This window comes from Paenibacillus sp. S02, assembly GCF_019454065.1.
Lineage (GTDB): Bacteria > Bacillota > Bacilli > Paenibacillales > Paenibacillaceae > Paenibacillus > Paenibacillus polymyxa_B.
The window spans coordinates 3253740-3280735 of sequence record NZ_CP073682.1 but is presented as its reverse complement, the minus strand read 5'-3'; the positions used below and the strand labels follow the sequence as shown (position 1 = coordinate 3280735).

General features: G+C 45.0%; 24 protein-coding genes and 1 riboswitch. Of the genes, 19 read left to right on the top strand and 5 right to left on the bottom strand.

Going from position 1 to position 26996, the window contains the following annotated elements; genetic code table 11:
- Window positions 1-142 precede the first annotated feature (142 nt).
- The 7 genes from KAI36_RS14395 (at window position 143) to KAI36_RS14365 (ending at window position 6830) form a co-directional block, all read left to right on the top strand.
- Window positions 143-1696, top strand: a complete 1554-nt coding sequence (locus KAI36_RS14395) for an ABC-F family ATP-binding cassette domain-containing protein (protein WP_023988981.1) — start codon at window positions 143-145, stop codon at window positions 1694-1696.
- 93 nt (window positions 1697-1789) lie between these two features.
- A riboswitch (TPP riboswitch) is annotated at window positions 1790-1898 on the top strand.
- Between the two features lie 264 nt (window positions 1899-2162).
- A complete protein-coding gene (locus tag KAI36_RS14390) occupies window positions 2163-2756 on the top strand; it encodes a thiamine phosphate synthase (protein ID WP_220025229.1) in 594 nt (197 codons plus the stop codon).
- Window positions 2757-2820: 64 nt separating this feature from the next.
- Window positions 2821-3969, top strand: a complete 1149-nt coding sequence (gene thiO, locus KAI36_RS14385) for a glycine oxidase ThiO (RefSeq protein WP_220025228.1) — start codon at window positions 2821-2823, stop codon at window positions 3967-3969.
- Window positions 3966-4169, top strand: coding sequence for a sulfur carrier protein ThiS (gene thiS, locus KAI36_RS14380; RefSeq protein WP_013310519.1), 204 nt, complete (start codon window positions 3966-3968; stop codon window positions 4167-4169). Before thiO ends, thiS begins: the two co-directional genes overlap by 4 nt.
- 2 nt (window positions 4170-4171) lie before the next feature.
- Window positions 4172-4939: a thiazole synthase gene (locus KAI36_RS14375; RefSeq protein ID WP_220025227.1), complete on the top strand. Its 768-nt coding sequence runs from the start codon at window positions 4172-4174 to the stop codon at window positions 4937-4939.
- On the top strand, window positions 4936-5997 hold the full coding sequence (locus tag KAI36_RS14370) for a ThiF family adenylyltransferase (protein WP_220025226.1): 1062 nt from the start codon (window positions 4936-4938) through the stop codon (window positions 5995-5997). The genes KAI36_RS14375 and KAI36_RS14370 overlap by 4 nt, the downstream gene beginning before the upstream one ends.
- Window positions 5998-6137: 140 nt before the next feature.
- Complete coding sequence (locus tag KAI36_RS14365; protein WP_220025225.1) at window positions 6138-6830, top strand: response regulator transcription factor; 693 nt, start codon at window positions 6138-6140, stop codon at window positions 6828-6830.
- 66 nt (window positions 6831-6896) lie between these two features.
- On the opposite strand, the gene KAI36_RS14360 is transcribed toward KAI36_RS14365, so the two are convergent.
- On the bottom strand, window positions 6897-7394 hold the full coding sequence (locus tag KAI36_RS14360; protein ID WP_025724146.1) for a C40 family peptidase: 498 nt from the start codon (window positions 7392-7394) through the stop codon (window positions 6897-6899).
- A gap of 280 nt (window positions 7395-7674) precedes the next feature.
- Complete coding sequence (locus KAI36_RS14355) at window positions 7675-8316, bottom strand: thiamine diphosphokinase (RefSeq protein WP_220025224.1); 642 nt, start codon at window positions 8314-8316, stop codon at window positions 7675-7677.
- 148 nt (window positions 8317-8464) lie between these two features.
- Here KAI36_RS14355 and KAI36_RS14350 point away from each other — a divergent pair, with 148 nt between their 5' ends.
- Entirely contained in the window at window positions 8465-8929 is a 465-nt protein-coding gene (locus tag KAI36_RS14350) for a low molecular weight protein-tyrosine-phosphatase (RefSeq protein ID WP_053326574.1), read from the top strand.
- A 144-nt stretch (window positions 8930-9073) separates the two neighbouring features.
- On the opposite strand, the gene KAI36_RS14345 is transcribed toward KAI36_RS14350, so the two are convergent.
- On the bottom strand, window positions 9074-9808 hold the full coding sequence (locus KAI36_RS14345; protein WP_025724149.1) for an alpha/beta hydrolase: 735 nt from the start codon (window positions 9806-9808) through the stop codon (window positions 9074-9076).
- Window positions 9809-10063: 255 nt separating this feature from the next.
- Here KAI36_RS14345 and pdhA point away from each other — a divergent pair, with 255 nt between their 5' ends.
- From pdhA to KAI36_RS14305, 8 genes are all read left to right on the top strand, one after another.
- A complete protein-coding gene (gene pdhA / locus KAI36_RS14340; protein ID WP_013310511.1) occupies window positions 10064-11131 on the top strand; it encodes a pyruvate dehydrogenase (acetyl-transferring) E1 component subunit alpha in 1068 nt (355 codons plus the stop codon).
- Between the two features lie 100 nt (window positions 11132-11231).
- Window positions 11232-12212, top strand: coding sequence for an alpha-ketoacid dehydrogenase subunit beta (locus KAI36_RS14335; RefSeq protein WP_013310510.1), 981 nt, complete (start codon window positions 11232-11234; stop codon window positions 12210-12212).
- Between the two features lie 34 nt (window positions 12213-12246).
- A complete protein-coding gene (locus KAI36_RS14330) occupies window positions 12247-13860 on the top strand; it encodes a 2-oxo acid dehydrogenase subunit E2 (protein ID WP_028541707.1) in 1614 nt (537 codons plus the stop codon).
- A 3-nt stretch (window positions 13861-13863) separates the two neighbouring features.
- On the top strand, window positions 13864-15285 hold the full coding sequence (lpdA, locus tag KAI36_RS14325; RefSeq protein ID WP_023988970.1) for a dihydrolipoyl dehydrogenase: 1422 nt from the start codon (window positions 13864-13866) through the stop codon (window positions 15283-15285).
- A 254-nt stretch (window positions 15286-15539) separates the two neighbouring features.
- A complete protein-coding gene (thyA, locus tag KAI36_RS14320) occupies window positions 15540-16334 on the top strand; it encodes a thymidylate synthase (protein ID WP_013310507.1) in 795 nt (264 codons plus the stop codon).
- A gap of 17 nt (window positions 16335-16351) precedes the next feature.
- Window positions 16352-16840 (top strand): dihydrofolate reductase, encoded by a 489-nt coding sequence (locus tag KAI36_RS14315; RefSeq protein ID WP_053325596.1) that lies wholly within the window; start codon window positions 16352-16354, stop codon window positions 16838-16840.
- Window positions 16841-17078: 238 nt separating this feature from the next.
- Window positions 17079-18566, top strand: coding sequence for a glutamate synthase subunit beta (locus tag KAI36_RS14310; protein WP_220025223.1), 1488 nt, complete (start codon window positions 17079-17081; stop codon window positions 18564-18566).
- 527 nt (window positions 18567-19093) lie between these two features.
- Window positions 19094-21442: a type IA DNA topoisomerase gene (locus tag KAI36_RS14305; RefSeq protein WP_220025222.1), complete on the top strand. Its 2349-nt coding sequence runs from the start codon at window positions 19094-19096 to the stop codon at window positions 21440-21442.
- A 69-nt stretch (window positions 21443-21511) separates the two neighbouring features.
- Here the strand turns inward: KAI36_RS14305 and KAI36_RS14300 are convergent, their stop codons facing one another.
- Window positions 21512-22276: an HAD family hydrolase gene (locus KAI36_RS14300; protein WP_013310503.1), complete on the bottom strand. Its 765-nt coding sequence runs from the start codon at window positions 22274-22276 to the stop codon at window positions 21512-21514.
- A gap of 66 nt (window positions 22277-22342) precedes the next feature.
- The gene (locus KAI36_RS14295) at window positions 22343-23260 is read right to left on the bottom strand and encodes a hypothetical protein (protein ID WP_023988964.1); all 918 of its coding nucleotides are present in this window, start codon (window positions 23258-23260) and stop codon (window positions 22343-22345) included.
- 438 nt (window positions 23261-23698) lie between these two features.
- Between KAI36_RS14295 and KAI36_RS14290 the strand changes: the two genes are divergently transcribed.
- The 3 genes from KAI36_RS14290 (at window position 23699) to KAI36_RS14280 (ending at window position 26995) form a co-directional block, all read left to right on the top strand.
- The gene (locus tag KAI36_RS14290) at window positions 23699-24856 is read left to right on the top strand and encodes an MFS transporter (protein WP_220025221.1); all 1158 of its coding nucleotides are present in this window, start codon (window positions 23699-23701) and stop codon (window positions 24854-24856) included.
- 82 nt (window positions 24857-24938) lie between these two features.
- A complete protein-coding gene (locus KAI36_RS14285; RefSeq protein ID WP_220025220.1) occupies window positions 24939-25664 on the top strand; it encodes a phosphonate ABC transporter ATP-binding protein in 726 nt (241 codons plus the stop codon).
- A complete protein-coding gene (locus KAI36_RS14280; RefSeq protein ID WP_220025219.1) occupies window positions 25661-26995 on the top strand; it encodes a hypothetical protein in 1335 nt (444 codons plus the stop codon). Before KAI36_RS14285 ends, KAI36_RS14280 begins: the two co-directional genes overlap by 4 nt.
- Window position 26996 lies beyond the last annotated feature (1 nt).

Below are 26996 nucleotides of genomic sequence, written 5' to 3'. Positions count from 1 at the left end.
ACCAAAAACCTTAAAATTCGCTGTTTTCAATATTCCGATATGGTTGCAGAATGTGCTACAATATAGCTTTGAAAGAAACGAAATGCATATGAAATAAGAACAGTCGGCAGCGCCGATGACAATAAGGAGCCAAAAACAGCTTATGAGTTTATTGACTGTAGAAAATGTATCCCACAACTTTGGGGACCGCGCATTATTTAAAAATGTTTCCTTTCGATTGCTTGCGGGGGAACGTGTAGGTTTGGTAGGAGCTAACGGTGTTGGTAAATCGACACTGATGAACATTCTCACTGGAAAATTGCTTAAGGATGAGGGCAAAGTGGAATGGACTCCACGTGTACGTTACGGCTATCTGGATCAGCACACTAAGCTGACACCAGGCAAAACGGTACGTGATGTATTGAAAGACGCTTTTCTTCCTTTGTTGGAATTGGAAAAGGAAATGATGCAGATTACTGACAAAATGGGGGATGCTTCTCCTGAAGAGTTGGAAGTGCTGCTGGAACAGATGGGTGAAATTCAGGAGCAATTGGATATGGGGGATTTTTACCTCATTGATGTGAAGGTTGAAGAAATGGCGAATGGACTGGGACTCTCGGCCATAGGACTGGATCGGGATGTATCTGCACTTAGCGGCGGGCAACGGACAAAGGTGCTTCTTGCTAAGTTGCTGTTGGAAAAGCCGAATGTCCTGCTGCTGGATGAGCCTACCAACTATTTGGATGTAGAGCATATCGAATGGCTTACGCGCTATTTGAAGGATTATCCCTATGCTTTTATTCTTATTTCACATGATACTGAATTTATGAATCAGGTCGTTAATGTTATTTACCATCTTGAATTTGCCAAGATGACCCGTTATTCAGCTAACTATGAAAAGTTTCTTGAAATGGCGGATCTGAACAAAGCTCAGCATATTGATGCTTATGAGAAGCAACAGGACTTTATTAAGAAACAGGAAGATTTTATTCAGCGTAATAAAGCGCGTGCTTCTACCTCAGGCCGAGCAAAGAGCCGTGAAAAGCAGCTTGATCGGATCGAACGTATTGATAAGCCTGAAGAAGCCGCAAAACCAACCTTTCAATTCAAAGAGGCACGTGCAAGCGGAAAGACGGTATTTGAGGGTATTGATTTTGAGATTGGTTATACACATGCCCTTTTGCCTAAAATGTCCATGACGATTGAACGTGGCGAAAAGATTGCAATTGTCGGCTACAATGGTGTCGGTAAATCGACATTGCTCAAAACCATATTGGGAAAAATTCCGCCAATCAGTGGAAAAACCTATCAAGGTGATTTTTTGCAGCCCGCTTATTTTGAGCAGGAAGTAAAGGCGGAGAAAATTACACCGATTGACGATGTGTGGAATGAATTTCCGCATTTGAATCAGCATGAAGTACGAGCGCATTTGGCGCGTTGCGGTTTGAAAAATGAGCATATCACGCGTCCACTATCAGCGCTTAGTGGTGGAGAACAGGCTAAAGTCCGTCTTTGCAAACTGTTAATGCGTGAAAGCAACTGGGTATTGTTCGATGAGCCTACCAACCACTTGGATGTTAAAGCAAAGGATGAGCTGAAACGTGCCTTGAAGGAATACAAAGGGACCGTATTGCTTGTATCTCACGAACCGGACTTTTACGAGGATTGGGTAACCAAAACGTGGAATGTGGAAGAATGGTCAAGTAAAGTTAACTAAAATCAGTTAAATCCAGTTCTGCATATTTCACACGAAGTGGGGTTTGCAGAATTAGGAAAATATGCTAAGCTATTTTTAGCTTATACAATAAAATAGTCACACTAGGGGAGCCGCCCATGCGGCTGAGACGGAATAAATGGATTTCGGACCCTTTGCACCTGATCTGGGTTATGCCAGCGTAGGGAAGTGAGCGCCGTACAAACAAGGCAACACCATCTTATTTTTGTTTGTGCGTGGGACGATACACGTATACGGATATCATTGTCCGTTCGATTATTGGACGTTCGTTAAACCACTTCCTTGGGGAAGTGGTTTTTTTGCGTTTCGTTCATTTTAAGTTGTTCGAGCTTCCGTAGACGATTCACATACAATCCCCTTTCATTACTGCTGGTAGACGTGGCTGGCTAAGCTTAGATTCTTTAGTCCAATGTGAGGTGAAGACAAAATCGAATTACACGCAATTTCGATGGAAAAGGGCACTTTTGCACAAGCCGCCCAAGTGGCTGCTGTGATTTGTCCGTATGTTCATTATGTACACGCACGTTTAAAACAGAATGGTGCCTCTGCATTGCTTTCTTTGACTCGCAGCATGGTGGAGCAGGGAGTTCCTTTGCAACAAATTGTAGTAAATGATCGTGTGGATGTAGCTTTACTTACTTTGGTTGGAGCCGTCCAGCTACCAGCTAATGGATTACCTGTAGCGGATGTGAAAAGCCTACTTCCAAAGGGTACACGCTGTGGAGTATCTGTGCATTCCTTGGAGGAGGCGCAGACTGCCGAGCGGGCAGGAGCGGACTATATACTTTATGGTCACGTATATGAGACCCATTGTAAGCCCGGTATTGTACCGCGGGGTTTAGCTCAGCTTGAACATATTTGCAGGCTGTCGAACATTCCGGTGATCGCGCTGGGCGGCATACAACCGCACCATATCCCGGAGCTTTATATGGCCGGAGCAAGCGGTATTGCGGTGATGTCTGGTATATGGGAGGCTGAGTCGCCTGTTGCAGCTGCGATGGAATATAGGCGAATGGCAGATCTTGTAGTTCACAGCCTGTAGCGAGAAAACGAGAGTAGAGGCAAGCTGAAAGCAGAATGGTTTATGGAGAGGAGACACGGGACAAATGCCAAAGATACACACAGAGGCAAGAGCGATAGGACACGCTGAATGCTTGGTTATAGGTGGAGGTGTCATCGGCAGTGCCATTGCTTATCATGTGGCCAAGGAGGGAAGAAGTACGATCATGCTGGAACGATTGATCCCGGGTGAGGGAGCCTCAGGAGCAGCAGTTGGCATGCTGGCAGCGGAAAGTGAAGAGTTCACCGACTCTGAGCTGGCACGATTTGCTCGCATAAGTCGAGACGCATTCCCTGAGCTTGTCTGTGATCTGGAGCGTTTGTCGGGTATTTCGGTGGAATTCCGTACAGAAGGATTTGTGACCCCTTTCCGTACGGAAACTGAAGGCCAAAAACGCTGGAAAGCTGCTAAAACGCGAGAGGATGATTGTCCTATCTGGTGGGATGCGAGGGAATTGGCCCGACGAATTCCAGGTTTGGATGAACAAGCGATTGGGGCAATATATCGTTCAAAGGAGACACAAGTGGCTCCTGTCCAGCTTTGCCGTGCTTATGCAGGTGCTGCTGCGGTGCTGGGGGCAACGGTATGGTCTGGTACACAGGCAGAGCAACTGGTCATACAGGATGGTCGAGTTTACGGTGTCCGAACAGATAGTGGCTTTTTTTCCTGCGATCAGGTCATTATTGCTGGAGGCTTGGATAGCATGAAATTGCTAGCGCAAGTTGGGTTTGAATATCCACTTTATCCGGTCAAGGGCGAAGCGGTAGCGGTCTCCTTGAAGGATCACCCGTTAGAATACACCATTTATGCTGATGATATTTACCTCGTGCCTAAACAAAATAACGAGCTTTGGATTGGGGCAACGAGCCTTCCGCATCAATATGACGAAGAGGTGACCGTAGGAGGCTTGGAGGGGTTGCTGACACGTGCCTCTGCTTGGCTGCCGCGCGTCCGTGAAGCTTCTTTTATACGCACTTGGGCGGGCTTACGTCCGCAGGCCGCATCAGGTCATCCTTTTATAGGCACTGTTCCTGGAGTCGAGGGTGTATATGCTGCCGTCGGGCATTATCGCAACGGTGTCCTGCTGAGTGATGCTACCGGGCGTGCGATGGCAGCTATGCTTAATGGGGCTGGTGCAGCTGAACTTGGGATAAGTAGATTTTCTTCTGAGCTTCTCAAGGAGGAAAGCTTATGAAGCTGACGATTAACGGCCAGAGCCTGACCTTTTCTAATCGAATCACTCATGTGGATCAATTGCTACATGAGCTTGATGTAAAGGTGAAAACCGTAGTGGTAGAGCTGAATCGGCGTATATTGACCCGTGAAGATCATGATGAAGCGGTACTGAAGGATGGAGATTGCCTAGAGATTGTACATTTTGTGGGAGGCGGTTGATCATGTTAACCATTGGAAAAGCATCTTTTACCTCAAGGTTGTTGTTGGGAACAGGAAAATTCTCTGATCTGGATATCCAATCCCAAGCCGTAGAGGCTGCTGAGACGGAAATATTGACGTTTGCTGTACGGAGATTGAACTTGGAGGAACGAGATAAGCAGCATTTTCTCGATATGCTGGATTTGAGCCGGTATACACTTCTTCCCAACACAGCAGGGGCTACAACAGCAGAGGAGGCGATTCGTATTGCCCAATTGGCAAAAGCCTCCGGCTTGTGCGATATGATTAAGGTGGAAGTCATTGGGGATAGCAAGACACTGCTGCCTGACCCTTTCGAAACGTTGAAGGCTAGTGAAAAGCTGTTAGAAGAAGGCTTTATCGTGCTGCCCTACATATCGGACGATGTGATTCTAGCAAAGAGGCTACAAGAGCTTGGAGTACACGCCGTTATGCCTGGAGCTTCACCGATTGGTACAGGACATGGTTTGCTCAATCCGTTTTCATTAGAGCTAATTATTGAACAGGCGGAGGTTCCAGTTATTGTCGATGCGGGTATTCGCTCACCCGGTGACGCGGCAATGGCGATGCAGTTGGGGGCAGATGCTGTTTTGTTGAACACAGCCGTATCAGGAGCGAAGGACCCAGTAAAAATGGCTGAGGCCATGAAACTGGCTGTTCGTGCTGGAAGGTATGGTTTTGAGGCGGGGATGATTCCTGTAAAACGTTACGCTTCAGCAAGCAGTCCGACAGAAGGCATGATTCAGACATGAAGGTAACTGACAAATCCGGTGCAGGAGGAACACATCCAAGTGACCGTTATTCCAGACAGGAAAGATTCGCGCCCTTTGGACCGACAGGACAACGCCGGCTTGCTTCCTCCCACGTACTAATTATAGGTGTCGGAGCGCTAGGTACAGGTATTGCGGAAACGCTTGTTCGCGGGGGCGTAGGTACAGTGAGTCTCGTAGACCGGGATTATGTGGAATGGAGCAATTTGCAGCGCCAGCAGCTTTTTCAGGAAAGTGATGCTGTGCAAAGATGTCCCAAAGCAGTAGCTGCTCAGCGAAGATTAAAGGATATTAATTCGGAAACGGTTATACATGCACATGTACTGGATGTTAGGGTGGAAGAGCTGGAAGAGTTGATCCAGGGGGTAGATCTCATGATGGATGCAACCGATAATTTCGATACCCGACTTCTTATGAACGACATGGCACTAAAGCATCGGATTCCTTGGGTTTATGGGGGATGTGTGGGCAGCTATGGTGTAACCTACACCATTTTACCGGGTCAAACGCCTTGTCTTCACTGTCTGCTGGGAACTGTGCCGTTAGGTGGTGAAACCTGTGATACAGCCGGGATTATTCCGCAGGCTGTACAGATGGTCACGGCTAACCAAACTACGGAAGCTTTCAAACTTCTTGGCGGATATCCGGAAGATTTGAGAGGAAAGCTGCTTTCGTTTGATTTGTGGAAAAATGAGTATGTAGCGATAGCAGTAGATAGTGTTAAAAAGGAGAATTGTCCTTCTTGCGGCAAGCAACCGACGTATCCCTACTTGTCGGCCTCTCATCGGCAAAAAACAGATGTTTTGTGCGGCAGGGATACCGTCCAAATTAGACCAGCAAACCCGACACATCTGAATCTTGCAGAAACAGCAGATAGATTTGCTTCTTTGGGAGAAGGAAAAGTAGAGCAGAATCCGTTTTTGGTTTCCTTTAGTACAAGCGAGCATCGCTTGGTTGTTTTTGAAGATGGCAGAGCGTTGATCCATGGGACAAAGGACATGGCAAAAGCAAGAAATCTGTATCATCGCTATTTGGGTTAAATCATAAAAGCAGAAAGCCATTCTTTGGAGAATGATTTTCTGCTTTTTTGTTACAATAATATTAATATGCTTTAATGGCTTATAACAAACTTGTTCGTATCCAATATGTAATGCTATGTCCAAACCAGGTGGGTGAAAAGATGAGCCCGTTAATTTTACTTGTGGATATAAATGAAGCGTCTCCCATAATTGTTCGTCCATTGGAGCAGGCAGGTTATCAGGTGGTACATGTTAGCAATACGACGGATGCAAGCTCTTATGTAGCCCATAATCCGGTGAATTTGTTACTCCTGAACATAGAAGATGAACAGGCGGATACACAAGGCTTGATTCGCATTTTGCAGCAAAACCATCCTCATGTCCCGTTATTTGCAATGACTTCATCAGATGAGGAGGACCATATTGTTTCCTGCTTTGAACAAGGGGCACATGATGTGATCGTTCTGCCCTTTTATCCTAGAGTTTTTCAGGCTAGAGTGGCTAATTTATTGCGGATTTTTGGTATTGAACGTGATGTGAAAAGGGCGATCGAAGCGGGTGATTTATATATAGACAATGCAAGCAGAATGGTGAGCAGAGGGGGACAAAAGCTGGAATTAACTCCGAAAGAATTTGATCTTTTGCTTCATCTGGCGATACATCTTAACCAAGTTTGTAGCAGACAGCAAATTCTGAAGGATGTTTGGAAACATGATTATATCGTTGATACGAACGTAGTAGATGTCTATATCAGACATTTGAGGGTTAAAGTAGATAAAGGGTATAAGTTTAAAATGATCCGTACGGAACGAGGTATTGGTTATTCACTCAGAACACCAACCGTATCAGAATAGCATAAGGCATATAAAAAAAGCCGGAACTTTTCGTCCCGGCTCGCATATTTCAAAATGAGTTTCATACTATAGCACGCGGCGTGCTTTAATGTATGTTCTTTTCCAGTTGCTGGAGTTCAAATCGGAGATGGTCACGCCAGGTCCACCGTAAGTGTGTAAAATTTTACCCCCGCCCATATAGACTGCTACGTGGGTAATGTTGCGTCCTGTAGCACGACTACCGCTTGAAAAGAACACTAAGTCACCTTTTTTCAAATTGGACTTGGATACGGCATGTCCGACTTTGGACTGTTGAACAGAAGTACGCGGCAAATTCACTCCGTATTTCTTGAATATGTGCTTCATGAAAGAAGAACAGTCAAAATTACGTGTAGTGCTCGTGGAAGCTCCAAACTTATAAGGAGTTCCCATATATTTTTCACCGTAGTTAATTACTTTTTGGCCTACTGAAGTAGTAGTGGCAGCTTGTGCCGTATTTGTTCCCTCAATTGCAAAAGTACCAAAGCCGATAGTGGCTGCGACCCCTGCTATAATTACCTTTTTTATGATTTTCTGCATATTCATGTTGTAAGTACCTCCAGAAATTGATTTGTGCAATATTTTGCTGAGTTGCTAACTAACTGACAGCGTTGAGTATAACAGTTTTGAAGCCGCCTAATAGTTGGAAAATAACTCTCAAATGCTTGAGGGACAAGACTTACACAGCGATTATTAAAAAACGATTAAAAATTACAATTTGTAAAAAATATATCGATTCATAGATCTCTATAAACGGAAAAACTCTTGTTAATCAAGGGTTTTGAGTAAAAAAACAATCTAAACAATGGTTACAACAATGTCATAATTAATCCTTGCTTTGAATAACGAGTAGTAGACCGCTTTTGATGGAAATCGTACCTTTTGAAGCCGTTAGCTTATTACTGACAGCACGCGATTGTCCCATTTTGAGGGTGGCATTATGTAGCGGATACATAAATCCTTCCAGTTGTATGCCTGTTACTTCGGCAGTCATAGGAAGCAGCGATGTATATGTATAGCCCATAGGCTGGATCTCAAGCGTTGATCCGGTGAGCTCAATATAATTATGTGCGTCCATAATAGCGCAGCTAATATGATGCTGCATTGCGCGTACCAATATTTGAACATTAGCTAATGTGTGATCCATCCGGGTGCCAGTCACACCAAGCAACAGTACATGATCTACGTGCTCGTCCATAGCGATTTCCAAAGCAAGCTCAGTATCTGTTAAGTCTTTAAGCACTGGATCGCACGCAATCATACGTTGGCTTGCTGATTCTACCTTTTGTTTTTCCTCTGGTGTGATCGAATCAAAATCTCCTACAGAGATATGTGGTGTAATACCGTGCTCGATCAGGAAAAGAGCACCTTTATCTGCACCTATAATAAAATCATCGGCTTGTATTTGATGTAAATCTTCTTCATTAAGACGACCGCCTGAAAATACAATCGCTCGTTTTTTTGTCATAATCAACATCCTTTCTTTCTGATACGATCCTATATATACCATCGTTTTTAAGTATACCGCGTTAAATATGGCTTGCACAATTTTGGAGGACACGGCTACAATGAAACAGAAAAAAGGAAGTGTAACGTGTAATAGGAAGGAGAACGAAATGATTAACGTTTTGTTTGTGTGTTTGGGCAATATTTGCCGCTCTCCGATGGGGGAGGCGATACTGAGACATAAAGCGCAGGAACGGGGATTGGGTGCAGAAATCGGGGTGGACTCGGCCGGGACAGGCGACTGGCACATCGGAAATCCCCCGCATGAGGGAACACTAAAGCAACTTAAACTGCATGGAATCAGCGAACAAGGCATACAGGCGAGGCAAATAACGGGCCGCGATTTTGACGCGTTTGATTATATTGTGTGTATGGATGACTCCAATGAACAAAACATGCGTAAGATTGCAGGTGGAGCGGAGGCTGATATTCTAAAATTCATGGATTTGCTCCCTCAAGAAAAATTGAGAGAAGTACCCGACCCGTATTTTACAGGGAATTTTGAAGAGACCTATCGATTAATGGACGCAGGGTGCGATGCCTTGCTGGACAAGATCATAGAAGAAAAGCTATAATGTGAACGAAAGATGACGGCAATAATTGCCGTTTTTCGTTATACACTTTTGAAAGCGTAACCAAATTATGAAAAAGAGGAAGGAGCTTTATGACCTATTAGGTCAATGCTCTCATTCCCCTTAGTTACCAGGAAGAATATTTACTCAAGCGCGATCCAAAAAATACATTAGCGCGTCAGGCAACTCGTTTTGCCAAAAGCCCCACAAATGTTTGCCATCCTTTTCACGGTAAGAAACTTCAGCGTTCCGTTCGCGCAGCAAATCTGCGCATTGACGGTTAAGCTCTACAAAGTTGTAAATGCCAGTATCACTCTCAAATGCATCTTCCTGAAGGCCAACCGTCATCCACACCCGCAGATGAGACAGATCTTTCTCACGGGCGATGATTTCCTGCGAAGCTTCATAGTAAGCACCTGAGAGGCTGATAATGCGGTTGAACAGCTGAGGATACATCAAAGCCAAATGCAGAGACACACTGCCTCCCAGTGAATCCCCCGCCAAAATGCGGGACGCTGCATCTTTTCTTATAGGATACTTTTGCTCTACATAGGGAATAATTTCTTCTGCAAAGCAGGCGGTATACGCCTCAAAACGATTGCCAAAGGGAGCATACTCCTGAGTTCTGATTTTGGTATTCACTTCCACTCCTACAATAATGAAGGGTTCGACGCCCTCATCTAAAATGAGGCGGTTGGCGTGAGTTGCAATGCGGCCAAAATTGAAAAATTCTTCTCCGTCCTGACAGTATACGACCGGGTAGCTCAAAATTTCATTATAGCCTGGCGGCAAATAAATCCGGAGAGTTCTGGTCTCGCCAAGAAAGCGGCTGTCTACTTCGTCTTTAAGGATGGTTCGTTTTAAATACCGAGAATCCGTCATTTTTCGTCACCTTTCTTGGGTATTATTTTGCATTCGGGATCACAATAAGTTAAGATTACCCTGATTGCAATAGATGTTTAAAATTTCAATCATGTACTAAGCTGTTATATTAAAAAACATACCCTGTTACACACACAAAAATGTGGCAAACTCAAAAAAAATAACTAAATCTTTGACGCGAGCGATATAACAGGTGTATAATAATCCTATAACAGCGGAACTTGATATTCAAATTTTTTTGTTGAGGTGAAGAAAATGAGCAAGGTTCCTTATGAAGTTTACACAGAGGAAGTTGAGGCGCTGTCCGTACTTTCTCCGGATGGTGAAATTATCAATAAAGATATGTTGCCTAAACTTACAGATGATCAATTGAAAGAAATTATGTATCGAATGGTATTTACACGTACTTGGGATGACCGTGCCGTTAACTTAGGCCGTCAAGGACGTCTCGGTTTCTACGCTCCGGTATCCGGACAAGAAGCAACCATGATTGGTAGCGAATATGCGCTCCAAAAAGAAGACTTTATTGCTCCAGGCTACCGCGATATTCCGCAAATCGTTTGGCATGGCCTGCCATTATACCAAGCTTTCTTGTATTCCCGTGGTCATCAACACGGCGGCCAAGTGCCGGACGGTGTTAATGTACTGATGCCGCAAATCATCATTGGCGCGCAAATTTTGCATGCTATGGGTATTGCTATGGGTTACAAACTGAAAAAGCAAAAACAAGTCGCCATTACATATACAGGTGACGGCGGTTCTTCCGAAGGTGATTTCTACGAAGGCCTAAACTATGCTGGTGTATACAAGTTGCCAGTTATTTTCTTTGTGCAAAACAATGGTTACGCGATCACGACTCCATTCTCAAAACAAACGGCTGCTCTTTCGATCGCTCATAAAGCAGTAGCTGCTGGTATTAAAGGCGTGAAAATTGACGGCATGGATGTGCTTGCAGTTATTAAAGCCGTTCAAGAAGCTGCAGAACGTGGACGTAATGGCGAAGGTGCTACATTGATTGAAGCCGTAACGTACCGTTTCCGTCCGCATTCCCTTTCTGATGATGCAACAAAATATCGTTCTAAAGAAGAAGAAGGCGAATGGAATGCGAAAGATCCAATTGCCCGCTTTGCGAAATACCTTGAGAAAAAAGGTCTTTGGACTGAAGAAGATACAGCTCGCGTAAAAGAAGAAGCTAAGGCAAAAGTGAACGAAGAGATCAAAAAAGCCGAGAAAACAGAGAAAATGACAATTCCTGGCCTGATTGATAGCATGTTCGAAACAACGCCTAAGCACTTGGAAGAACAAAAAGCTGATTTTAAATAATTGAACTTAAAAGAGACCGGGCGGTAACCCGATCCGGTCTGCTTTTCGATTGACCTGAACTGAAATTGATCTGTCAATGTTTAAGGAGGAAATGAAGCAAATGGCACAAATGAACATGAAAGAAGCGATTCGTGACGCACTGCGCGTAGAGTTGAAACGCGACCCTAACGTCCTGCTTTTCGGTGAAGACGTAGGTCATGTAGGTGGCGTATTCCGCGCTACAGAAGGTCTGCAAAAAGAATTTGGCGAAGAACGTGTATTCGATACTCCGCTGGCGGAATCCGCAATCGGGGGTCTTGCTGTGGGTCTGGGTATTCAAGGCTTCCGCCCTGTAGCTGAAATCCAGTTCGTAGGCTTTATCTTTGAAGCACTCGATCAAATGGCAATTCAAGCATCCCGTATGCGTTACCGTTCCGGTGGACGTTACAATTCTCCAATCGTATTCCGTACACCTTTTGGTGGCGGTGTTAAGGCAGCCGAGCTGCATACAGATTCCTTGGAAGGTCTTCTGGCTCAAACACCTGGGATCAAGGTTGTTGTTCCTTCCAACCCTTACGATGCAAAAGGTCTTATGATCGCGTCTATTCGCGACAATGATCCAGTATTTTTCATGGAGCATTTGAACCTGTATCATGCATTCCGCGCTGAAGTTCCTGAGAATGATTACACAGTTGAACTGGGCAAAGCTAATGTAGTTCGTGAAGGTTCCGATGTGACGATCATTACTTACGGTATGATGGTACACACTTCGATTAAAGCTGCTGATGAGCTGGAAAAAACAAAAGGTATCAAAGTAGAAATCATTGATTTGCGTACCATTAGCCCGATTGACATTGATACCGTTGTTGCTTCTATTCAAAAAACCAATCGTGCCATCGTTGTTCAAGAAGCGCAAAAGAGCTCCGGTGTAGCTGCTGAAGTTATTGCACAAATTAACGAAAAAGCAATCCTGCATCTGGAAGCACCCGTTCTGCGTGTAGCAGGTCCGGATACCGTTTATCCTTTTGCTCAAATTGAAGATACTTGGTTGCCAACGCCAACACGTATCATTGATGCGGTTAATAAAGTATTGGAATTTTAATTAAAGCACACCGTAAATTTGGGAGGTTTTAAACGTGGCTAAATTTGAATATAAATTCCCGGAGCTAGGTGAAGGTCTTCACGAAGGCGAAATCATCAAGATTCACATCAAGCCCGGCGACAAAGTAACAGATGAAGATATCATCATGGAAGTACAAAACGATAAGGCTGTAGTTGAAGTTCCTTGTCCGGTTAATGGTACAGTACAAGAAGTATTTGCCAAAGACGGCGACATCTTTAACGTAGGTCAAGTCGTAGCTGTAATTGATGCAGAAGGTGAACTTCCTGAACAAGAAGATGCACCAGAAGCACCAGCTGCTAGCCCTGAACCAAGTGCTGCTGCACAAGGCGGAGCTGCAGGTACAGCTAGATTTGAATATAAATTCCCAGAGCTGGGTGAAGGTCTTCACGAAGGCGAAATCATCAAGATTCACATCAAGCCCGGCGACAAAGTAACAGATGAAGATATCATCATGGAAGTACAGAACGATAAGGCAGTAGTTGAAGTTCCGTGTCCAGTCAATGGTACGGTTCAAGAAGTATTTGCCAAAGACGGCGACATCTTTAATGTAGGTCAAGTTGTGGCTGTAATCGCTGCAGAGGGTGAACTTCCTGAACAAGAAGATGCACCAGCTGCTGTGAAACAAGAAGAGGATGCTGCAAAAGGCGGAGCTAACACAAAACCAGCTGCAACACCTGCTGCTTCTAACAAAGACGTACTGGCTACACCTAGCGTCCGCAAATTTGCTCGTGAGCAAGGTGTAAACATCGCTCAAGTGAGTGGCTCTGGCAAAAATGGTAAAATCACCAAAGAAGATGTAGAAGCTTTCAAAAATGGTGGAGGTCAAGCGGCTGCACCAGTAGCGAAAGAAGCTGCAAAAGCACAAGAGCCTGCTAAGAAAGAAGCGAAAGCTGCAGCACCATCTGCACCAGCAGCAGATCCACGTGCTGAGGAAGAGCGCGTACCATTTAAAGGTATCCGCAAAGCTATTTCCAATGCTATGGTTAAATCGGCTTATACGGCTCCGCACGTTACGATTATGGATGAAGTAGATGTAACTGAATTGGTTGCTTTCCGTACTCGTATCAAACCAATTGCTGAGAAGAAAGGCACAAAAGTAACATACCTGCCATTCATCGTAAAAGCTTTGGTTGCTGCTTCCCGTCAATTCCCGGCTCTGAATGCCACAATCGACGAAGAAGCAAACGAAATTGTCTACAAAAAATACTACAACATCGGTATCGCTACAGATACAGACAACGGCTTGATCGTTCCTGTTATCAAAGATGCTGATCGTAAGAGTATCTGGATGATTGCTGATTCCATTCGTGATCTGGCTGTGCGCGGTCGTGATGGAAAATTGGCTGCGAATGAGATGAGAGGGAGCACAATCTCCATCACTAACATCGGTTCCGCAGGCGGCATGTTCTTTACTCCAATCATTAACTTCCCTGAAGTTGCGATTTTGGGTACTGGCCGCATCAGTGAAAAAGCAGTCGTGAAAAACGGTGAAATTGTAGCTGCTCCAGTAATGGCTCTTTCCTTGAGCTTTGACCATCGTATTATTGACGGTGCAACTGCTCAAAACTTCATGAACTATATCAAACAGCTGCTCGCTAACCCTGAGTTGCTTGTTATGGAGGTGTAATCAATGGTAGTAGGAGACGCTTCTCTGGATATTGACACATTGGTTATCGGTGCGGGTCCTGGCGGCTATGTAGCTGCCATCCGTGCCGCACAATTGGGACAAAGCGTATTGATCGTTGACAAATCTGAGCTGGGCGGTGTCTGTCTGAACCGTGGATGTATTCCATCCAAAGCTTTGATCTCTGCAGCTCATCAATACGAAGCAGCTAAACATGGCGAGTCTTTCGGTATTACGGCTGAGAACGTAAAAGTAGACTTTGCTAAAACACAAGAATTCAAAAACGGTGTTGTTAAGAAAATGACAGGCGGCGTAAGTGGCCTGCTCAAAGGCAACAAAGTTGAAGTTTTCAATGGTGAGTGCATGTTCATCAACGAAAACGAAGCGCGTGTATTCAACGAACATGAATCACCACGTTACCGTTTTAAAAATGCAATTATCGCAACAGGTTCCCGTCCAATCGAACTGAAACCATTCCCATTTGGCGGACGCATTCTGTCTTCTACAGAAGCATTGAACCTGCCTGAAATTCCGAAAAGCCTGATCGTAATCGGTGGTGGATACATTGGTGCAGAGCTTGGACAAATGTACTCCAAATTCGGTTCCAAAGTAACGATTATTGAAGGTATGGATACAGTGCTTCCTGGTTTCGACAAAGATATGACTTCAATCGTTGCGAAAAGCATGAAGAAAACTGGCATCGAAATCTTCACTGGCGCTAAAGCGGAAAGTGCAGAGCAAACAGATAAAGACGTAACAGTGAAATTCTCCGTTAACGGCGAAAGCAAAGAAGTAACTGCTGATTATCTGCTTGTAACTGTTGGACGTCGTCCAAACACTGACGGTGAACTGGGTCTGGATCTGATCGGCCTAGAACTGGATGAGCGCGGAATGGTGAAAGTTGACCACCAAGGACGTACTAGCATTCCTCACATCTTTGCAATCGGCGATATCGTAGCTGGTCTTGCTCTGGCGCACAAAGCTTCTTACGAAGGTAAAGTAGCTGCTGAAGCAATCGCAGGCGAGCCGTCTGTAGTAGATTACAAGTGTATGCCGGCTGTCGTTTTCACAGATCCAGAATGCTCCAGTGTAGGCTACACAGAGACACAAGCCAAAGAAAAAGGCTACAATGTCAAAGTTGGCAAGTTCTCTTATGGAGCAAACGGTCGTGCGGTTTCCCTGAACGCTGCTGAAGGTTTTGTGAAAATCGTAGCTGACGCTGACACAGGTCTGGTACTGGGTACGCAAATCGTAGGTCTGGAAGCTTCCAACCTTATTGCTGAGCTGGGTCTGGCGATTGAAATGGGTGCTACACTCGAAGATATCTCCTTGACTATTCATGCTCACCCTACATTGGGCGAAATCGTTATGGAAGCAGCGGAAGTCGTGCTGGGTCATCCGATCCACGCATTGGCACCACGTCGCTAATACCATTTTTCATTATCTCGTTTTTGGTTTTCATACATGACAAAGAGAGGCAAGGAGCGCTATTTCTGCGCTCTTTGTCTCTTTTTTTTCAAACTTTAGGATTTTCAGGACTACCATGAAAATTCACACAGTACATGGTCAACGAAGCACCGTACATGATAAACTAAATATAGATATTGGTGCAGAAAGAGAATTTTAAAGATTAGAATCTGGCGATGCCAGGTTTTTATTCATGCTCAAAGGAGAGGAATAACGTGCGTAACTATTTGGAACTGCTGGAGGATATTTTAGAGAATGGAGTAAAAAAAGAGGATCGTACAGGAACGGGTACACTATCTGTTTTCGGAAGACAACTCCGTTTTGATCTGGCCAAGGGCTTCCCCTTGGTGACCACCAAAAGAGTACATTTGAAATCCGTTATTCATGAGCTGTTATGGTTTTTGCGGGGAGATACCAACATTTCTTATCTCAAGGAGAACGGAGTTACCATTTGGGATGAATGGGCGGATGAGCAGGGCAATCTGGGGCCTGTGTATGGATCACAATGGCGCTCGTGGGAAACAACAGATGGACAACATATTGACCAAATTGCGAATGTTATTGAGGCTATTAAAAATAATCCGGATTCACGTCGACACATCGTCAGTGCTTGGAATGTGGCTGAAATCGAATCGATGAAGTTGCCGCCATGTCATTTTGTATTTCAGTTCTATGTAGCTGGAGGAAAGCTTTCCTGTATGCTAACGATGCGTTCTGTGGATACCTTTTTAGGGTTGCCGTTCAATATCGCAAGTTATGCATTGCTAACGCATATGGTTGCACAGCAGTGCGGTTTGGAGCCCGGCGAATTTATTTGGTCAGGCGGCGATGTGCATATTTATTCAAATCATATGCAACAAGTGCATACGCAGTTGGAACGTGATCCTTATCCGTTGCCTCAGTTGAAAATTCTGCGCAAGCCGGATTCGATTTTTGATTATACCTACGACGATTTTGCTTTTGAAAATTACGAGTATCATCCAGGGATTAAGGCGCCTGTCGCCATCTGATTAGAGGAGGTGGAAAAATGGGCATTTCGATGATATGGGCTATGGCACAAAATGGTGTGATTGGCCGGGATAACAAACTTCCCTGGCGCCTCCCTAGAGACATGGCCTTTTTCAAAGAGCAGACGATTAATAAAACGGTACTCATGGGACGCAAGACGTGGGAATCCTTTGGAGGAAAAAGCCTGCCAAACCGACGTAACGTCGTCTTGACTCGAGATCAGCGCTATCAGGCAGAAGGTGCGGAAGTAATTCATTCACTGGAAGAAGGGCTCCAATTAGCAAAGCAGGAGGAGTTAATGGTCATTGGAGGAGCGGAGATTTATTCACTGTTTTGGCCACATGCTGATCGGCTGATTGTGACTCGGATTGAGGAGACTTTTGAAGGCGATACAACCTTCCCTGAGCTGGGTTGGAACGGCTGGAATATAGTCAGTGAGACCCCGGGTATCAAGGATGACAAAAATCCCTATGAGTATCGTTTTGTTATTTACGAGAGAACGGAATAAGAATAGACTGTATCCGACCCCACTCATTTGAAAAATTAATAAACCATATAAAAAATCCTTTTGGCTGTTGATGCAGAAAGTTGCATAAGTTTTCATCACTTTTACGCTGTATTGTGATACAATAAATCAAATTCAACGAGAACAGACCCTTTCATAATACAAACAGACAAATTCGAATTTGACTTAATTTCTGAATGGATGATCGGGGTTCATAAGCGAAGAGATGGGGGAACGTAACATGTCTACACCAACTGGATTTATGGAATACACACGACAGCTTCCTACAGACCGGGACCCGGCAGAGCGTATAAAGGATTGGGAAGAATTCCATAAGCATATGTCTGAAGAAGAGCTGCGTACCCAAGGGGCGCGTTGTATGGACTGCGGAACTCCTTATTGTCATACGGGAATGGATATCATGGGAGCAACTTTAGGCTGCCCGGTTCATAATCTCATTCCGGAATGGAACAATCTCGTATATCGTGGTTTGTGGAAGGAAGCGCTAGAGCGGCTGCACAAAACGAATAACTTCCCGGAATTCACAGGTCGTGTCTGTCCTGCGCCATGTGAAGGTTCGTGTACAGTCGGCCTGATCGGACAGTCGGTTACAATTAAAACCATTGAGGAAGCTATTATCGAAAAAGGCTTTGAGGAAGGTTGGGTCGTTCCTAATCCGCCAGAAAAGCGTACAGGCAAACGTGTGGCTGTTGTTGGTTCGGGTCCGGCAGGTTTGGCTGCAGCTGCTCAGCTTAACAAAGCAGGGCACAGCGTGACTGTGTATGAGCGTGCTGATCGTGTGGGTGGATTATTGATGTATGGAATACCGTCTATGAAATTAGATAAGAAGGTTGTTCAGCGGCGTGTGGATTTGCTGGAGGCTGAAGGTATTCAATTCATCACAAATACGGAGATCGGCAAAGATATCCCTACCGATCAGTTGATTGCTGAATATGATGCGGTTGTCCTATGTGGTGGTTCTACGAAGCCAAGAGAATTCAACATTGAAGGTAGCGATTTGAAGGGTGTTCATTATGCGATGGACTATCTGAATGGTACCATCAAAAGTTACTTGGATTCCAACCTGGAAGATGGTAACTATTTGTCCTCCCAAGGTAAGGACGTTATTGTAATCGGTGGTGGTGATACGGGTTCAGACTGTGTAGCTACTTCTTTACGTCATGGTTGTCGGAGTGTCACTCAATTTGGCACTCATACCAAAGCGCCTATGGAGCGTGACCCGATTGCCAATCCTTGGCCACAATTTCCAAACGTGTATTCTCTCGATTATGCACAGGAAGAAGCGAAGGCGCTGTTCGGAGAAGATCCACGTGAGTTCTCCATCATGACGACCAAATTTGTAGGTGATGAGAACGGTAATTTGAAAGAGCTGCACACCATTCAAATTCAACGGATTGTTGATGAAACGGGCCGCAAAATCTATCAACCGATTCCAGGTACGGAGCGCGTATTCCCAGCACAAATTGCTCTTATTGCCATTGGATTTGATGGTCCTGAGCAAACGATTGTAGAGCAAATTGGTTTGGAGACGGATCGTCGCTCCAACGTTAAAGCACGTTATGGAAAATATGTCACCAATGTAGATAGGGTTTTTGCTGCAGGTGATATGCGTCGCGGACAAAGTCTTGTCGTGTGGGCTATTAATGAAGGTCGCGAAGCTGCACGAGAGGTTGATAAATACCTCATGGGCGCTACCGTTTTGGTGTAATTAAAAATTTTATGTAACGGATCAGTCAAAGCTCCATCTTCGGATGGGGCTTTATTGTATTTCAAGCTGAGTCTGTCAGAAGCGATAAATGAATAAATGATTATTAAGCTGTGAAACATTGTGAAATTGATGTTAATTAATGTAACTCCAATTTAATTATCTCACCATATATTTCTTATCTATATTGATCATAACATAAAAAAGAGTGTTTAGTGTAGCTTTTTTATAGAAAAAAGAATTAATTCACAAGAAAATTAGATAAAATCCGATATTTATGTAATATAATTTAACATATACATAACTTTCATTGACTGTTTAAAATCATGACCTGAGAGAAGCATGGCATCTATGGTATAATACACGTATATTGTTGAAGCGTTTGACTAAATGAATTTACAAAGGAGCTTTCATCGGGAGAAGGCTCCTTTTGCATGAGGCCGGGATACCTGTGTTTTCATTAACATTCCATGTATATGTATGATTCATGGAGGAGAAACAGAAGGCCGTCAGGAAGGAATGGAGTATGAATGAAGACGTTGATTATTGCTGAGAAACCAGATATGGGACGGACGATTGCCGCTGTTATGGAGCCGCGGGCTAAAAATAACCGTACCTATTTGGAAGGTGAGAAATACATTGTAACCTGGGCGATCGGACATTTGTTGGGTTTGGCTGAGCCGGATGCATACGATGATAAGTACAAACGATGGAATATTAAGGATCTTCCTATTATCCCTGAGCAGTTCAAAATTGTACCGAATCCGAAAACAAAAGATCAGCTGAAAATGATTGGTGAACTGGCTAAACGCTGCAATGCCATCGTAAATGCTTGTGATGCTGGACGGGAAGGGCAATATATTTTTGCGTTGATTCAACAGCAATTGAAGTTGCATCAGCCAGTTAAACGACTGTGGATTTCAGATTTGACAGCGGAAAGTATTGCGACAGGCTTTGAACGATTACGAGATGCTTCGGAGTTTGAATTTCTGACTCAAGCGGCGAGGGCACGAAGTGAAGCGGACTGGCTGATCGGAATGAATGCTTCCAGAGCGTTCACAACACGACATAACACACTGCTGTCGGTAGGACGGGTGCAGACTCCCGTGCTGGCACTGATTCATGACCGGGAAAAGGAAATTGAGGCATTTCAGTCTCAAACCTTCTATGATGTGTGGGCTGAATTTAAGCAAGATCAGATCAAGTACAAAGGTGCGTGGCAGGGGGATCGGCTGACGAAGTCAGAGGAAGCTGAAGCGATCGCTGTGGCCGTTCGTGGAAAAACAGGTAAAATCACCAAATATGATACCAAGCAGACAAAAGAGTATCCTTTTAAATTGTACGATTTAACGCTGCTTCAACGCGAGGCGAATGCCAAGTATGGTTATTCGGCCAAAAAAACACTGGATGTGGCACAAGCGCTTTATGAGCGACACAAGGTCATTTCCTATCCGCGTACCAATTCTAACTATGTGACAGAGCAAAATATAGACGGCATGCACAAGGCACTACGGATGCTGGGGACAGGTCTTTATGCTGATCTGGTCCAACAAGCCAACCCCAATTTGGTCCATAAACAGAATAAATCCGTCTGCAATCCATCTCGTGTTGAGGATCACCATGCTATTTTGCCGACGTTAAAAAGGCCAGGAACGCTAAGCAAGGAGGAGCAAAATGTATATGACCTGGTTATTCGCAGGTTTTTATCACATTTTTTCCCGCCTGCTGAATATAAAATGCATACCGTAATGACGCAGGTGGACAAGCATCTGTTTAAAACAAATATCAAAGAGCTTCTTTCCTTGGGATGGAAAGTGGTTTTGAGTAAGGCTGATCAGGATAAAGGTAAAAAGAGCAAAACATCGAAAAAAGAGGATGAAGAGGAAACGGACGAGTGGACGGATAAGAAGTTTGAGATTGATGCGGGGCGTCCCGTGGATTGTGTTCGCGCTGAGATGAAAGAAAAGGCGACTCAGCCCCCTAAAAGCTACACGGAGGGTACATTGCTTAAGGCGATGGAAAGCGCGGGTAAACAGATGGAGAATGAGGAATTACGTGAGGTTATGAAGGATGCCGGATTAGGCACACCTGCGACGCGGGCCGCCACAATTGAACGATTGAAAAAGGTTGGCTATATTGAAATGAAGGGCAAAAAGATTCTTATTACGGAAAAGGGAAAGATGGCTATTGACCTGATCCGTCATGCTGGGGTTGATCTATTAGCCTCGCCGGAGATGACTGGTCAATGGGAACGTCGTCTACACCAAATTTCCAAGGGAGAGGCGGCTCAAGAGAAGTTTATGGATAACGTTAAAAGATTTACGTTGTCCATCATTGACAAGGTGAGGCAGCAGCCACCGGCTCCGGCAAATGCCTTTGGCGAGGAAGCAAGGGGGAAGCGTGCAGCTGGAAAAGAAGGCGCACGTAATGTACGCGCGAGTGGAGGCACCGCCGCCAAAGGGGTGGGGCGTGCTACATCAGGACGCGGTGGAAGCGCAACGCTGGAGCAGGCAGCAGCACCAGCAAGTCGTGCTGCGGGAACAGCGGGTTCCGCTGCACGCAGCTCTTCCGATGGAGCCTCAGGTATTTCAGTGAGCCAAAGGCAAGCTTTGGGTAGCTGCCCACGTTCTAATTGCAGCGGAAGCATTATAGAAGGCCGCAAAGGGTATGGGTGCAGCCACTACAAGCAGGGTTGTGGATTTGTCGTCTGGAAGGAATACGCTGGAAAGCAGATTACCGAAACGATGCTCAAATCTCTGTTGACGAAGGGACAGACGCAATTGTTGTCTTTTAAACGTAAAGATGGATCGACCGTCAAAGCGCGAATTGTTCTGAATGAACCAGGTACAGGACAACTTAGCGTTCGAGAGGAATCCTGAGACAGGGTTTAGACCGCCATTTTAGCTGAATCAAAGGTTGAATAACATTTTAAAAACAAAAAAGGGACCCTATCCGAGGGTCCTTTTTTGTTGATGCAATTGTATGCTTTCGTGGATAACCCGTGGTACTTCCGTTAGCTTCTGTATCGTATACATCACGGAGTTCACGTTTTTTTGCAATTCAACCATATTGTAAATCCACTCCTTAGGCTGCTTGAGATATACAGCATGAATTCCTGCGGCAAGGGCTGGAGATACATCAGTGCGCAGAGAATTCCCGATCATCCAGGTGATGCTTCGGTCCAAGCGATTCATCTGGATAATTTCTTCTAGTGCTTCGACATTTTTATGCTGGCGAATGTAGATGCGGTCATCAAAGTAGGTAGCCAGTTTCATTTGTTCAATCTTTCTTTCTTGAATGATCTGCTCACCGCCAGTATAAAGATGAAGGGAATGCCCTGCTTTTTGGAGGGAGTTCAACGTTTCGACCATGCCTGGATACGGTTCGATTTCCTGTTCGTACACACTTCGGCCAAGAGAGCGAAGCTCCTGCTCTTCCCGAAAATCGAGACGGCGTCCGAATTGTTCCGAGAAAAACTGGTACGTATCTATCAGAGATTGTGGAAAATGCTCGCTGGCAAAGCCCACTTGATGAACTCCAGCCACATCAATTTCGATTTGTTTTTCACGAATCGTATTTTTCGTTAGATTATGAGTTGCAAACCATTCCTGAAGCAAATCGAAAAAGTGGTTGAGGATAAGGTCAAAATACTTGTTGCAGTGGACTAAGGTGTCATCAAGATCAAATAAAATGTGCTGCTTCGGATACGACATGATGCATACTCCTTCCAAGCCAAAGCTTTAACGCTGCTTTGGTTATAACTAAAAGTACAATTCAAATTACAATCCAATATAGGATTCCAAAAATACCTGTAAATCAGCCGCGCCATCTGGACGAATGCTGAATTTTTCCTTATGATAACGTCCGATGTGAATACGGAGCAGACCAGCCACTCGTAAAATCATCATATCAGACATGAGTGTATCTTCCAAACGGCTCAAATCATGGCGCATATCTTCGAGAGACTTAGGACCTTGAGCTACATAACGTAGAATTCGCAGCCGCTGCGGATCATTGACCGCACGAGTGAGCCGTAGCAGAAGCGTAGGCGGTTCTTCCTCGCTCTCCTCGGGGATATCAACCGGATACTGGATCAGCAATGTGCGGGTATAAAAACAGTATGAATTAATCGGGCGATTATGGACAACCGGAAATAGGACTACTGTATCCAGGTCTTCCATGTGTGGCACGACTAGTCCAGCTGTCGCATACTCAACCAGTGCTTCCGGTTCCATTTTACTCAGTAGCATGCGCTTTTCCGCAGCGTCTTCTTCTGCCAACACACGTAGTTCGCCTTCCAAGGCCCGAAAATAATCACGATCCCACAATTTGAGGAGTGGTGCGTATACCTTACGAATGCGTAAAGATTCTTCAAAGGTTAGAAAAGGGATATGCGGAACGAGCAGCTCAAACATATCTTTATCCGGACCGTGGTCCAAATAAGAGATATAATCAGATATTTCATCCGATTCCGGTCGAAGTAACGCCCAGGCATAGAGTGCGTCATAATCGCTAAAAGGGCAATCCTGAGCTGTAGCAAGCTCAGTACGAACTTCATGTTGTAGTCGTGCATCCACCTTGTCGATCCATTCATGGCCCAAGTCCATATCTTGGACCCACTTTTTAGTCACATAGGCCATGAAGCTGCCGAGCAATTCATAAATTGGAGAAGTGTCTATTTTAATTTGATAACTCATGGAACCCAATACCTCCTATTCTGTCTTCTAGCCCAGAGCGGTGAACGTAATTAAGCCCGTCCATAAGCAAAACATGAGCATTTTAATAATTGCTCACTTATTTATTATGGCTTGTTCTGCCAGGGATTGTCCACTATAATATGAAATAGTGCGTTGTGACGTGAATGGGTTCGGATTGAACATACGAGGCTCCTTAACCGAAGGAGTCGGATACATACCAGACAAGCTCTTTCCGTAAAATCGTCATCTCAGATGGCGATTTTTTTCTTCTATTCTTTAATACACTAATTACACCTGAATTTGTATGTGATTTGCCGGTTTTGCAGGACGGCATGGAATACATAGTGATAAGAATTATTATTGATTATGGAATCAAATGCAAATCATTTCGTAACATTGATTTTAATTATTTTATTTGTTCGATCAGGAGGAGCTAGGATGTCGTCGTCGTTACGGGTTCATTATTTTATTTTAATTGCTGTTATTATTGTTGCCGGATTATGCCAAGGTTTATTATTACCTATTCTGTCTATCTCGTTGGAACAAATGGGAGTTTCATCTTCACTAAACGGAATGAATGCGGCTGCCCTGTATATTGGTTCATTCGCAATGACGTTGGTGGCAGAACGGACATTGGGCTTGTTGGGGTTCAAAAAGCTGATGGCCGGAGGGCTTGTGCTAGTGCTCATTACGCTGCTGCTGTTTCCGCTAATCCCTGATATTCGGGTATGGTTCGTACTGCGTCTGCTAGTAGGTATTGGTGACAGTGCACTGCACTACTCTGCGCAGCTATGGATATTGCTGGTGACTCCAGCAGAGAAGCGAGGCCGCAACATTTCCTTTTATGGTATGTCATACGGTCTGGGTTTTGCATTAGGACCATTGGGATTATGGCTACTCGATTATGGAATGCTGGTTCCATTCGCTGCATTGGCCTTATTGTGCTTGCTTGTCTTGCTGTTGGTGTTAAATAAGCTGCCGGACTCCAGACCGGAGAAGCTGGAGTCCGAGGCACGTCCCACTCAAAGATTTCGTCGCAGTTACAGCTGGGCATGGTACGCTCTTTTGCCTGCATTTTTATACGGCTATATGGAAGCGAGCCTGAACAGTAACTTTCCAGTCTATGGCCTACGTATTGGCTTTCATACCGATGAAATCGCCGCCTTGCTGCCGTTCGTCAGTTTGGGAGGGTTAGTGCTGCAGCTGCCGCTAGGTATATTGAGTGACCGTTGGGGACGTAAAAAGGTGCTAATGAGCGTAGGTATAGCAGGGGGACTGACCTTTATGCTGCTACCATGGAGCGGCAATCATTTTATGTTCACTTTGATATTGCTGACTCTAGCAGGTGGTTTGGTAGGCTCCTTTTTCTCCCTCGGTTTGGCCTATGCCGCTGATCTGCTGCCCAAATCATTTTTAGCAGCCGCGAATGTACTGGCATCCTTTCATTTTAATCTGGGAAGTGTGATCGGACCTAATATTAGCGGAGGGTTGCTGGACTTTGGAACTCAAGGCAGCATGTTTCTTGTCCTTGGAGGTAGTTACGTTGTTTTCGGATTGTTAGGTCTGTTTTCCAGAAAAAGAGTACCGGCGGTTTAAAACTGCGGTTTGCATGGTATTTGTTTCACATTTACTATAAAATATAAACAGTATTGATGGCGCGCAAAGGGGAATCACTTAGATGATTAAAATTCGGAAGCTGACCAAGCAAGTGGGGCCTGAACGGACCCAGCTACTTCGAGGAATTGATGCTGAAATTCATCAGGGCGAATTCATTGCCATAGTAGGGCCAAGTGGAAGCGGCAAAACGACGCTGCTTCGCTGTCTTGCTTTACTAGAGCCATGGGATGAAGGCAATTTAATTGTAGGTGGCAATGATGTGCTGAAATCCGGGTGGACGGGCAAGATGAAAATAAAGCGGGAATGGGCATACCTGGAGCAAAACCCGCATCTAAATATGAATCGAACCGCTCTTAAAAATGTGCTCATTGGCAGATCCGGTCAAACTCCAATGTGGAGAATGGTGACCGGTATGGTGCGTTCCGACGATTACATGGGAGCGATGGACGTACTGGAGGATCTGGGTTTGCTGGATAAGGCGCATGATAAATGCGACAGGCTCAGCGGTGGCGAGCGGCAGCGGGTAGCGACTGCGCGTGCTCTCGTGCACGGAGCTAAAGTTATTTTAGCTGATGAGCCTGTAAATGGACTTGATCCAGCTTCGGCAGCGCATGTATTGGAGACCTTTCGCAAGCTGTGTTCTGACGAGCGGGTGACGATCATTACTGTATTGCCGCTGGAAATGGCTGAACGCTTTGCTTCCCGTATATGGGGGTTGAATGATGGTGAATTGGTGTTTGATATTCAGGGAAGACGATTGACACAAGCAGAAAAGAACAAATTGTGAAGGGGACGGCAAGAGAAGTGAAAATAATCCTGTTGAGAATGGTGGCTGGCTGCTGTTCCTTGCTGCTCCTTGCTGGATTTTTAAGCGGCTGTAATGTTATTAGCGATCCCATTTCGCTGATGGAGACACCGACGATGTCTGACGAGAAACAGCAGTTGAATGGTGCAGTGAATACGCAACTAGGGGCGGTACAGCCTTTAAGGCCGAATGACCCAGATGACCCGACGCCAATTCGGACGGGTGATCTGAATAATGATGGCACAGACGAAGCAGTGCTCTTTTATGAAACGCCAGATGAGAGCGTAAAAATACATGGTGCCTTGTTTGAAGATCAGGGCGGAACGTGGGTAAAGAAGCTAACGTTTGATGGGGAAGGCACTGTGCTGGAGTCATTTAAGCTCGTGGATTTAACGAATGATGGAACACTCGATATTGTAGCGGGTTTTTCCAGTGGAGATAGTGGCGATGGCGGGGATCAGAAGGGACTCATCGTGTATTCCTATACCGGAGGAACTCTGGAGAAAATATATGCTACAGGCTATACGGATTTCGTTGTAGATGATTTTAACCATAACAAGATGGACTTGAACGGGGATAATTTGAATGATCTGACGATTATCACGCTGCGACGTAATGAATTCTTTACAGTTAAAACGTTTCAATTCAGTGGGGGAACCTTTAAGGAAATCGGATCGTTGGATTTGGACAGTCAGGTCTTAGGTGTCTATAATGTCGTTGCTGGCAAGGTAGCCGAGGGTAGGCAGGGGATTGTTATAGACACCAAAATTGCCCAGACCACTACCGTTTCCAATGTCATTGTGATGGATCACGGCAAGCTCAGGAAGCTTAATCTTATGGATGTCACCTTCAAGGATGCGACCATCGCCAGTGGTGATGTGGATGGTGACGGTATTCTGGAATTTGGTAATTTGGAGAAGCCAAAAGGTTGGAGTAACAAGCCGCTGGATGAGGTTCCATATTTTGTGTCGTTCTATCAGTGGGACGGGGCGAAAGGGACGATTTTTAAGCAGCAGCAGTATCGTGATTCTAATGAACAGGTCTACTTCAGATTACCGAAAGAGCTGCATGGCAAGGTGACGATTGATCCGAAAGTTTCGAGGAAGGACAGCTATTTGCGCTTCATTTTGGATGATACAGACAAAACGATAGCGGAAATTAAATTTTTCTCGTTGTCACAATGGGAGCGAAACAACGAAGGGTATAGCCAACTGTGGCGAACGAATGCGCAGGTCATTGGCATTAAGCGATCCAGTGAGCTGGAACCGCGTAAAACCATTAAAAACAAGATGGGGGAAAGGCAGGTAGAGTAGA